The following is a 10,762-nucleotide window of genomic DNA, read 5'->3' as shown; positions in this document are numbered from 1 at the left end:
AGGGCTAATTGTGCATCTGCTGGGCAAACAAATTAGCCTGTAATTCAGAGCCGGCAATCGTTTTGACGATTTAGATAAAATTTTCAATGTGACACTTTAGGGTGCGGAATGTGGGCTAAATCCCTATTGCCTCTTGGATAGTGCGATCAATATTCATCAATAAAAGTTATCCATACAGTAAAACAATAATGTTTATTTATGGGAAAGGAGAGATGGGTAAGTGGGGAAGTGGGGAAGTGGGTAAGTGGGGAAGTGGGTAAGTGGGGAAGTGGGGGATTTAGCGGAAATTTGCCTATCACCCTAAATCCCTATTGCCTCTTGGATAGTGCGATCGATATTCATCAATAAAAGTTATCCATACAGGAAAACAATAATGTTTATTTATGGTAAAGGGGAAGTGGGGAAGTGGGGAAGTGGGGAGGTGAGGGATTTAGCGGAAATTTGCCTATCACCCTAAATCCCTATTGCCCCTTCCATAGTGCGATCGATGTTCATCAATAAAAGTTATCTATAGTGGAAAACAATAATGTTTATTTATGGTAAAGGAGAGGTGGGGAATTGGGGAAGTGGGGGAAATTTCCCTATCACCCTAAATCCCTATTGCTGCGTCGAACCTAGAACTATCAATGGGTAACAGCTTGATTTTGACTCCATAATTAAATTAGTCAACGATCGACTCAATCTCAAGACGAGAAAAAATTAATCTATTAGGAGTTTAGCTGATGACGGCTTTTACGGAAAATGACCTAAAAAGGTTAGAAAATCTGATTATCAATGGACAAAAAGCGATCGAAACTCGTTTAACCTCTTTGGAGAGTGGACAAAAAGCGATCGAAACTCGTTTAACCTCTCTGGAGAATGGACAAAAAGCGATCGAAACTCGTTTAACCTCTCTGGAGAATGGACAAAAAGCGATCGAGAATAGTGTCGGAGAGATCAAAAGAGAAATTCAGGTCTTAGAGATAGGACAGACGGAAATTAAGGGAGAAATCAGGACTTTAGACGCAAAAATCACCGGTTTAAATGAAAGAGTGCAACTCATCGAGGCATCCGTGGGAAAAATTCCCGATTTAGCCGAAAAAATTGGGGAGGTAAAAAACTGGAAACAGATCGGTATATCGATTGTGACTGCTTTTGTGGGTGGGGTAATTGGTTGGTTGATTCGGGGAAAATAAAACTAGGCAATGTAACATAGTATTAAGCATTTGTATATTTTTATTAATTTTTATGGAACAGACAGCTTTAAATCTGATCGCGATTACCGTTTTTTCGATCACTCTTTCCGTATTTGTCACCCCTTTGCTGTCTATTTCGCCTTTTGTCCCTGCTTTAGCTACTTTCAGCCTCTTGGGATTAGTTACCGTTGATACTCTCACCTTTAATAACCGGGGCGTGACTTTACTACTGGATGCTCTTTCTCCTAGTAAACACCGTCAAAGAGTTATCTACCACGAAGCCGGACATTTTCTCACCGCTTATATTTTGGGCATTCCGATCGCCAGTTATAGTTTGACCGCCTGGGAAGCCTTTCGTCAAGGCCAGGAGGGAGTCGGCGGTGTTCAATTTGACCTAGCAGATTTAGAGCAAAAAGTCAAGAACTTTACCGATTTTCCTGCTTTTTTAGAGCGAATTTCTACGGTGTGGATGGCGGGAATTGCTGCCGAAACCTTAGTTTATGGTAAAGCGGCAGGGGGAGAAAGTGATCGATTTTATCTGCAATCGGCCTTAAAATTAGCGGGGGTTTCCGAGAATAATTATGCCCAAAAAGAGCGCTGGAGTTTATTACAGGCAAAAACTCTTTTAGAAAAACAACAGACTGCCTATCAAGCTTTAGTGATAGCTATGGAAAAAAGGGCCAGTGTGGAAGAATGCTGTCGGGTGATTAGTGAAAGTTTAGTATAACGGGAAAAGTAATCAGGGATGAATTTGATGATTTCCCCGTTAAATTTTTATGAATAATCAGAGCATTCAATCCGAGCAGCGATTAGCTTTAATTGTGCGCGGGGCAGTACAAGGGGTCGGTTTTCGTCCTTTTGTTTATCGATTAGCAACGGAATTAAACTTAGCCGGTTGGGTGAATAACACAGCAGCGGGAGTTTTTATTGAAGTCGAGGGCAATCGAGACAAACTGGAAACTTTTTTGACTCGATTATCTTTAGAAAAACCACCTCGATCGCTAATTGAAAATATTGAGACTCAATGGTTAAATCCCGTCGGTTATCAAAACTTTAGCATACGTCCTAGCAGCGGCGGTGAAAAAAATACAATTGTTCTGCCCGATTTAGCCACTTGTCCCGATTGTTTAGCCGATATTTTTGACCCGAATAATCGTCGTTATCGCTATCCTTTTACTAACTGCACTAACTGCGGTCCTCGCTACAGTATTATCGAGAGTTTGCCCTATGATCGCAGTGCCACAACTATGAGGGGTTTTAATCAGTGTCCCGAATGTCAAAGGGAATACGAAAACCCTCTAGATCGCCGTTTTCATGCCCAACCGAATGCCTGTCCTCGTTGCGGACCCCAAATTAGTCTTTTAGATAGTCAAGGATGTGTATTAGCGGAAAAAGATCAAGCTTTAATTGCTACTGCTAGAGCAATTGAACAGGGAAAAATTATGGCGATCAAAGGATTAGGAGGATTTCACCTGGTTGTCGATGCAAGAAATACGGAAGCAGTGCAAAAATTGCGACAACGTAAACAGCGACCGGATAAGCCTTTTGCCGTGATGTATCCTAATCTTGAGTTAGTGAAAAACCACGGTTATGTATCTTCTTTAGAATCGCAATTATTGCAGTCTCCTGCAGCGGCAATTGTCCTGATTAAACAGCGAAAAAATTATCTTTCTGCTGCCGTTTCTCCGGGTAATCCCTATCTAGGAGTCATGTTACCCTATACTCCCCTACACCATCTTTTATTAGCAGAATTAGGCTTTCCTATTGTAGCAACCAGTGGTAATCTAGCCGATGAACCTATCTGTATTGAGGAAAAAGAAGCTTTAGAAAAATTAGGAACAATCGCCGATTTATTTCTAGTTCATAATCGTCCCATCCTTCGACCAGTGGATGACTCTATTATCAGGGAAATGGCGGGAAAAGCGATGATTTTGCGCCGTGCGCGGGGATATGCTCCCTTTCCAGTTAAAGTTAATGAGGGAGATTTTCCCCCGATTCTGGCCGTGGGAAGTTATTTTAAAAATACCGTGGCTATCTACCAAAAAAATCAAGTTTTTATTAGTCAACATATAGGCGATTTAGATACAGTTAATGCCGTCAATCATTTTGAAAATATTCTCGATAGTTTAAAAAAATTATACGAGTTTGCACCCGAAGTTATTGCCTGTGATGCTCATCCTGAATATCTAGCAACCAAGTACGCTTATAGCTTAAATTTACCCGTTATTCCCATTCAACACCATTACGCTCACGTTTTATCCTGCATGGCAGAACATCAGCTACAACCTCCGGTTTTAGGGGTTGCTTGGGATGGAACAGGATACGGTTTAGATGGCACAATTTGGGGGGGAGAATTTATCCATATTGCTGCCGATTCTTGGCAGCGAGTCGCCCATTTTAAACCCTGGCCATTACCCGGAGGAGAAAAAGCGGTTAAAGAACCCAGACGAGTGGCTTTAGGATTACTAGAAGTTATGGAAAATACTGATAGGATAAAATCAGCTTTTAGTGAACAGGAATGGTCGATTTTTAGGCAAATGTTAACAAAAAAAATTAATTGTCCTTTAACTTCTAGTGTCGGGCGTTTGTTTGATGGTGTGGCCGCGATTCTAGGTTTATGTTATCAATTAAGTTTTGAGGGACAGGCAGCAATGCAGTTAGAATTTGCCCTTGAGGGCATTAAAACGGAGGAATATTATAATTTTTCTTTATCAGCTGACTCACCCATAGTTATTGATTGGAATCAGCTAATTTTAGGAGTTGTTGAGGATTTAGAAAAACAAGTACAAATCGGCATAATTGCCGCTAAATTTCATAATAGTTTAAGTGAGATTATTGTAGAAATTGCTCAGAGAATAGGTAGAGAAAAAATTCTCCTGACGGGAGGCTGTTTTCAAAATCGTTATCTGACGGAAAGAACAATTAATCGCCTACAAGCTTCAGGATTTCAACCCTACTGGCAGCAAACTGTTCCCACTAATGATGGTGGTATTAGCCTTGGTCAAATTATCGGAGCTTTTTCTCAACTCAAACAGTTCTAGATAAGTAGGTGGGTGGAATTAAATATAAGATGAACGTAGGTTGGGTTGAAGTATGAAACCCAACGCCCGCATGGGTTACGCTACCGCTAACCCATCCTACAAATAATTGTGCCTCCCTACTTAGGACAAAATTAACTTCTTGGTTAGGACAGGCAAGAGGTAGTTATAAACCACAGAGACACAAAGAACAGAGAGAGCCGATTTTTTTCTAGACTGTTAAACGATGCCACTCAACGATTTTATTGCCTACTTTCAAAATAATTGCTTGACCTAAACCGAGTTCTTGTGTCACATTAACTAGATGGGCGAAATTTTGACGGGTGATTGCTAGTCCCTGCAAACAGGCTAGAAAATCGAGACAGAGAACCGTAGAGAATTCCCAGGTTTGTCGGTAAACACGGCAATTATCTGGTAAAAAAGCCACAAGAGCGCGAAAATGAGTCAAAGCGGCTTTCTCAAAATTGGCGCTAGTGCAGTCAAAAGACGAGTGCTGATAGCTCATAAAAACTTTGCCTGATAGGGAGAGAGCAGGGTTTTCCTCAGACTAGCACCTCGCTTCTGGGGATCACGTTCCCTTTAGAATTTCTCAATAGACTGGCAAATCCCCCCAGAGGAGTATCGTTACCCGCGAGCAAATTGCTAGAAGCTAGGTTTCTTCCCAGAGATAGTGTACTGTAGATATTGATGTCCTTCCGGCTGGCAAGATAACCTATAAATTTCCCCACTCGTCCCTAGGGATAAAAGGCTGTATTTAGTCAAAAATCAAGTGTTGACTTTGATGCCAAACTTGCCAAGTAAAAAATGATGACAGCCTCAAGTTGCCGCTTAACTACTTGACTACTTAACTGATAACTGGTAACTAAAATTATGAATAATGCAATTGTCAAACCGAGAGATGTACAAGTAGCACCGATAGCCGCCGATACTTTTGTCTTTCGTTCCCGCACTTGGGACCGGTTAAAATTCGAGATCGAATACGGATTACAAAAGGGAACCACCGCCAATAGTTATCTGATTAAAAGTGAAAAGGTCGCTCTTTTTGATCCCCCGGGGGAATCATTCTCGGCTATATTTTTAGAGGCTTTAACTAAAAGAATCGATCCGAAAACGATTGATTATATTATCCTCGGTCACGTTAACCCCAATCGTGCCGTCACCCTCAAGGCACTTTTAGAAATCGCTCCTCAAGTCACTTTTGTTTGTTCTAATCCAGGGGCAATTTCCCTGAAAAAAATTCTCGAAACCGAAGCATTAAATCTGTTGGTTGTCAAGGGGGAAGAAATATTAAATTTAGGAGCCAACCATCAATTAGAATTTATCCCCACTCCTAACCCCCGATTTCCCGATCAACTCTGTACCTACGACAGTAAAACTGATATTCTCTACACCGATAAATTATTCGGGGCGCACGTTTGTGGCGACCAAATTTTTGATGAGGGTTGGAGCGTTTATAACGAAGATCGGCGTTATTATTTCGATTGTCTCATGGCTCCCTATGCCAGCCAAATTAGCAACGCTTTGGAGAAATTAGCCGCTAAATCGCCCTTATTTTATGCTGTTGGTCACGGTCCTCTGGTGCGTTACGCGATGCACGAATTGACCCTTTCCTATCAACAATGGTTAGCAGTACAAAAGTCCCAAGAGTTGACAATCGCCCTGATTTATGCTAGTGCCTACGGCAACACCGCCACCCTCGCTCAAGCGATCGCCATGGGGATCACGAAAGCGGCAGTAGCAGTCACGGCGATTAATGCCGAGTTCGCTGAACCGGACGAGATCAAAACGGCGATCGAAAAAAGTGTCGGTTTTATCTTTGGTTCCCCCACTTTGGGAGGACACGCACCGACTCCCATCCAAACCGCCTTGGGGATTACCCTGGCAAATGGCGATAAAAGCAAGCTGGTGGGGGTTTTTGGCTCCTACGGTTGGAGTGGCGAAGCGATCGATCTTTTGGAAGGTAAATTCCGGGATGGCGGTTATCGCTTCGGTTTTGAGCCAATTCGAGTTAAATTTAAGCCTACAGAGGCAATTTTAAAGACCTGTGAGGAAGCGGGAACCGATTTCGCTCAAGCAGTCAAAAAAGCTCGCAAAAGCAGACAACCGAAAACTAATGTTAACCAATCCCAAAGCGATCGGCGATCGCAGGCGCTGGGCCGTTTGGTGGGTTCTCTCTGTATCGTCACCTGCGAATTGGGAGAATTGCGCGGCGCCATGTTAGCCTCTTGGGTGTCGCAAGCGACGTTCACCCCCCCCGGATTGACTATTGCCGTGGCGAAAGAACGAGCGATCGAGTCTCTGCTTTATAGCGGTACGCCTTTTGTCCTTAATATCCTCCAAGAAGGTCAACATTTGGCTTTAATGAAGCATTTTCTTAAACCTTTTACTCCAGGAGAAGATCGTTTTGCTAATATCGAAACCACTAAAGCTGAGAACGGTGGGCCGATTCTGGCCGAAGCGCTCGCTTATCTGGAATGTCGGGTAGAACAACGAATGGAGTGCGGTGATCATTGGCTGCTTTATGCGATCGCAGAAAAAGGCAAGGTTTTACACCAGGGTTTAACCGCTATCCATCATCGCAAATCCGGCAGTTATTATTAATTTGTCGTTATGATCATTTCAGGGGGTGTTTTCAGGCAGGATAACGCACCCTGATTGGTCTAAAAATATATTCTTATGAAAAGCATTGTTTTAATTGTTGGCTTTGAAACCTTTAACAGGAATTTGTATCGGCAATCGGGCCTGTTGGCTAGTTTTAAATGTCCCGATTTAGAAGTAAAAGTATTTAGCGATAAATCCTTGACTAGCGAACCGGAAATAGTCGAGCAAGCTTTAGCCACTGCCGACGTTTTTTTTGCTAGTTTGATCTTCGATTACGATCAAGTTACTTGGCTACGGCAACGAGCGGCACAGATTCCGATTCGCTTAGTTTTTGAGTCTGCTTTAGAGTTAATGAGTTTAACCCGTTTGGGAGAATTTGCCATCGGGGACAAACCAAAAGGAATGCCAAAACCAATTCAATTTATCTTGAGTAAATTTTCCAGTGGCAAGGAAGAAGATAAGTTAGCTGGTTATCTTAGTTTCCTCAAAACTGGTCCTAAACTACTGAAATTTATTCCCGCTAAAAAAGTTCAAGATTTGCGTAATTGGTTAATTATTTACGGTTATTGGAATGCGGGAGGAACCGAAAATGTGGCCGCTATGTGTTGGGTAATTGCCCAAAAATATCTAGGATTAAAAGTACAGGAAATACCCGAAGTTATTGAAACTCCTAATAAGGGACTATTACACCCCGATTATCAGGGTTATTTTCTCACTCCCCAAGAATATTTAGCTTGGTATAAAAAAAATAAATCTCTTGATAAACCAGTGGTTGCTCTGCTGCTTTATCGGAAGCACGTTATCAGTAAATTGCCCTATATTAATCAATTAATCCGTCATTTTGAAACGGCTAATTTAATTCCCCTACCCGTGTTTATTAACGGAGTGGAAGGCCATACAATTGTTCGGGATTGGTTAACCACAGACTACGAAATTCAGCAAAGAAAAAAAGGAATCATTGAAACTCCTTCTTTAAGTGAAGATGCGGTGACAGTAGATGCCATTGTTTCGACGATTGGCTTTCCTTTGGTGGGGGGTCCTGCGGGTTCTATGGAAGCAGGAAGACAGGTAGAAGTGGCTAAACGAATTCTGTCCGCTAAAAATATTCCTTATCTTATCGCTGCCCCTTTATTGATTCAAGATATTTATTCTTGGACAAGACAGGGAATCGGTGGTTTACAGAGTGTGGTTCTATACGCTTTACCTGAATTAGATGGAGCAATTGATACGATTCCTCTGGGGGGATTAGTGGGAGAAACTATCTATTTAATCCCCGAAAGATTACAGCGTTTAACTGGACGTTTAAACAGTTGGATTAAGTTACATAAAACCCCTCCCCAAGAACGCAAAATAGCCATCATTCTCTATGGATTTCCGCCTGGTTATGGGGCAGTTGGTACGGCAGCTTTATTAAATGTTCCCCGGAGTTTAGTTAAGTTTTTACAAGCTTTACAAGCGCAGGGTTATAATGTGGGAACGATTCCCGAAGACGGGGAAGAAATTATTCAAAAAGTTAAATTTGCCGATGATGAAAATCTCTCTAAACAAAATCGTTTATCGATAGAAACTTTAGAAAATTGGCTAGGTTATCTGTTAACTTCTCGCATTGAAAAACACTGGAAATCTCTGAAAGATGCGGGGATAAAAACTATTGGCGACCAGTATCATTTAGGGGGAATTGAGTTAGGTAATATCTGGATTGGAGTGCAACCACCTTTAGGAATTGCTGGGGATCCGATGCGGTTAATGTTTGAAAAAGATTTAACTCCTCACCCTCAGTATGCAGCCTTTTATCAGTGGTTACAAAAAGATTTTAAGACCGATGCGATCATTCATTTTGGTATGCACGGAACTGTCGAATGGCTGCCCGGTTCACCCCTAGGAAATACTGGTTATTCTTGGTCAGATATTTTATTAGGAGATTTACCGAATTTATATATTTATGCCGCTAATAATCCCTCGGAATCTATCCTAGCTAAACGTCGCGGCTATGGGGTGTTAATTTCCCATAATGTACCTCCCTACGGACGAGCGGGATTATATAAAGAATTGATGATTTTGCGAGATTTGATTGCAGAGTTTCGAGAAAATCCTGAGAAAAATTACGCTTTAAGAGATAGTATTCTCCAAAAGATTATTGATACAGGTATCTCTAAAGATTGTCCTTTTCTGGAAGCAGAAAAACAGGGAATAGAATTCACTTTAGAAAATGCCAAATTATTTAGCCGCTATGCACTAACCGATTATTTTGTCAAGGTGTATAATTACCTACAAATCGTCGAACAAAGACTATTTTCTTCGGGTTTACACACCCTAGGAACTGCTCCCAATCAGGAAGAATTAAAAGGTTATCTTGACGCTTATTTCACCGATTTATCTGAGCGAGAATTTCAGCAAATTATCGCTGACGAAGCAACCAATGAAAAGGTTAAAGAAGGCATTACTATTAAAAATTTATTAGGACAAAATAGCGAAGAATTAACTAATCTTTTGCGGGGATTAAATGGGGAATATGTACCCCCGGCGCCGGGGGGTGATTTACTCCGAGATGGTGCGGGAGTTTTGCCCACAGGACGCAATATACACGCTTTAGACCCCTACCGGATGCCTTCCCCAGCAGCCTACACCCGCGGACGAGAAATCGCCAAAAAACTGCTAGAACAAAACTTAACCGAAAAAGGAAAATATCCCGAAACTGTAGCGGTTTTACTCTGGGGATTGGATGTGATTAAAACTAAGGGTGAATCCCTGGGTATTCTCTTAGAATTAGTCGGTGCGGAACCAGTGAAAGAGGGGACAGGAAGAATTGTCAGGTATGAATTAAAACCTCTCGGGGAAATTGGACACCCGCGCATCGATATTCTGGCTAATTTATCGGGAATTTTTCGGGATACTTTTATCAATATTATCGAGTTATTGGATGATTTAATGCAGCGGGCAGCCGAGATAGAAGAATCGGAAAATGATAATTATATCCGTAAGCACTATTTAGCCTTAAAAAGTCAAGGAATTGACAATGCGAGCGCTCGTTTATTTTCCAATCCTGCCGGGGATTTTGGCTCTTTAGTTAATGACCAAGTAGTGGAGGGAAATTGGGACAATGACAACGAATTAGCGAAAACTTGGGAAAAGCGTAATGTTTTTAGTTATGGTCGTCAAGATAAGGGACAAGCGCGGCCAGAAGTGCTACAACAGTTATTAAAAACCAGTGAAAGTATTATCCAAGAAATTGACTCGGTAGAATACGGTTTAACCGATATTCAGGAATACTACGGCAATACAGGAGGATTAAAATTAGCCGCAGAAAAACAAAGCGGTAAACGGGTGATGACAAGTTTTGTCGAGAGTTTTTCCAATGATACAACTCCCCGCAAATTAGAGGAGGTTTTGCGCTTAGAATACCGCAGTAAATTACTCAATCCTAAATGGGCCAATGCCATGGTTAATCAAGGTTCCGGTGGGGCCTACGAAATCTCCCAAAGAATGACCGCTTTAATTGGTTGGGGCGGTACGGCTAATTTTAGTGACGATTGGGTGTATGATCAGGCAGCCGATACCTACGCTTTTGATGCAGAAATGGCGGAAAAATTGCGTCAAGCTAATCCCGAAGCTTTCCGTAATATTGTCGGTAGAATGTTAGAAGCACAGGGTCGCGGTTTTTGGCAAGCAGACCCCGACAAATTAGAGAAATTACAGGAATTATATCAATTGACCGATGAAAAGTTAGAAGGGGTTACTTAGGTTTTTTAGGCTGCATCTCATTTTTGTCAATCTACCAAGTTGGGATTTTTACGGGGACACTCTCGGCTAAAATCGGTCATTACTTCCGATTTTACCACTCAATCCAAGCCTTTGGGGGGTTCTACCCCCCAAACCCCCCGTTGGGGGCGTGGCGCCGCCCCCAAACCCCCCGCGCATTAGTTTTTCGGTGGGATGCTTACACGCAGC

The 10,762-nt window shown here is 42.0% G+C and carries 6 protein-coding genes; 5 read left to right on the top strand and 1 reads right to left on the bottom strand.

Translation table 11 applies throughout. The features are described from left to right. Positions 1-722: 722 nt before the first annotated feature. Genes EWV68_RS05095 through hypF form a run of 3 tightly spaced genes read left to right on the top strand, consistent with a single transcriptional unit; the run spans position 723 to position 4,216 of the window. On the top strand, positions 723-1,175 hold the full coding sequence (locus EWV68_RS05095; RefSeq protein WP_287169038.1) for a coiled-coil domain-containing protein: 453 nt from the start codon (positions 723-725) through the stop codon (positions 1,173-1,175). A gap of 52 nt (positions 1,176-1,227) precedes the next feature. After that, positions 1,228-1,902: a hypothetical protein gene (locus EWV68_RS05090; protein WP_012268290.1), complete on the top strand. Its 675-nt coding sequence runs from the start codon at positions 1,228-1,230 to the stop codon at positions 1,900-1,902. 49 nt (positions 1,903-1,951) lie between these two features. Beyond that, positions 1,952-4,216: a carbamoyltransferase HypF gene (hypF, locus tag EWV68_RS05085; RefSeq protein ID WP_287169036.1), complete on the top strand. Its 2,265-nt coding sequence runs from the start codon at positions 1,952-1,954 to the stop codon at positions 4,214-4,216. A 208-nt stretch (positions 4,217-4,424) separates the two neighbouring features. Here the strand turns inward: hypF and EWV68_RS05080 are convergent, their stop codons facing one another. Next, positions 4,425-4,718: a hypothetical protein gene (locus EWV68_RS05080; RefSeq protein WP_061431498.1), complete on the bottom strand. Its 294-nt coding sequence runs from the start codon at positions 4,716-4,718 to the stop codon at positions 4,425-4,427. A gap of 365 nt (positions 4,719-5,083) precedes the next feature. Between EWV68_RS05080 and EWV68_RS05075 the strand changes: the two genes are divergently transcribed. Together EWV68_RS05075 and bchH are read left to right on the top strand one after the other, a co-directional pair. Beyond that, positions 5,084-6,814 (top strand): diflavin flavoprotein, encoded by a 1,731-nt coding sequence (locus EWV68_RS05075; protein WP_287169034.1) that lies wholly within the window; start codon positions 5,084-5,086, stop codon positions 6,812-6,814. A 75-nt stretch (positions 6,815-6,889) separates the two neighbouring features. Then, entirely contained in the window at positions 6,890-10,555 is a 3,666-nt protein-coding gene (gene bchH, locus EWV68_RS05070; RefSeq protein WP_287169031.1) for a magnesium chelatase subunit H, read from the top strand. Positions 10,556-10,762 lie beyond the last annotated feature (207 nt).

Origin of the sequence: Microcystis sp. M_QC_C_20170808_M9Col (assembly GCF_007095495.1) — a bacterium.
GTDB classification, from domain to species: Bacteria; Cyanobacteriota; Cyanobacteriia; order Cyanobacteriales; family Microcystaceae; genus Microcystis; species Microcystis aeruginosa.
Note: the sequence above shows the minus strand (reverse complement) of the source record. Positions and strands in the feature narration are given on the sequence as shown.

Bases quoted from the DNA above. Each gene is read 5' to 3' on its own strand.
- EWV68_RS05095 (WP_287169038.1), top strand. From the start codon at position 723: ATGACGGCTTTTACGGAAAATGACCTAAAAAGGTTAGAAAATCTGATT.
- EWV68_RS05090 (WP_012268290.1), top strand. From the start codon at position 1,228: ATGGAACAGACAGCTTTAAATCTGATCGCGATTACCGTTTTTTCGATC.
- hypF (WP_287169036.1), top strand. From the start codon at position 1,952: ATGAATAATCAGAGCATTCAATCCGAGCAGCGATTAGCTTTAATTGTG.
- EWV68_RS05080 (WP_061431498.1), bottom strand. From the start codon at position 4,718: ATGAGCTATCAGCACTCGTCTTTTGACTGCACTAGCGCCAATTTTGAG.
- EWV68_RS05075 (WP_287169034.1), top strand. From the start codon at position 5,084: ATGAATAATGCAATTGTCAAACCGAGAGATGTACAAGTAGCACCGATA.
- bchH (WP_287169031.1), top strand. From the start codon at position 6,890: ATGAAAAGCATTGTTTTAATTGTTGGCTTTGAAACCTTTAACAGGAAT.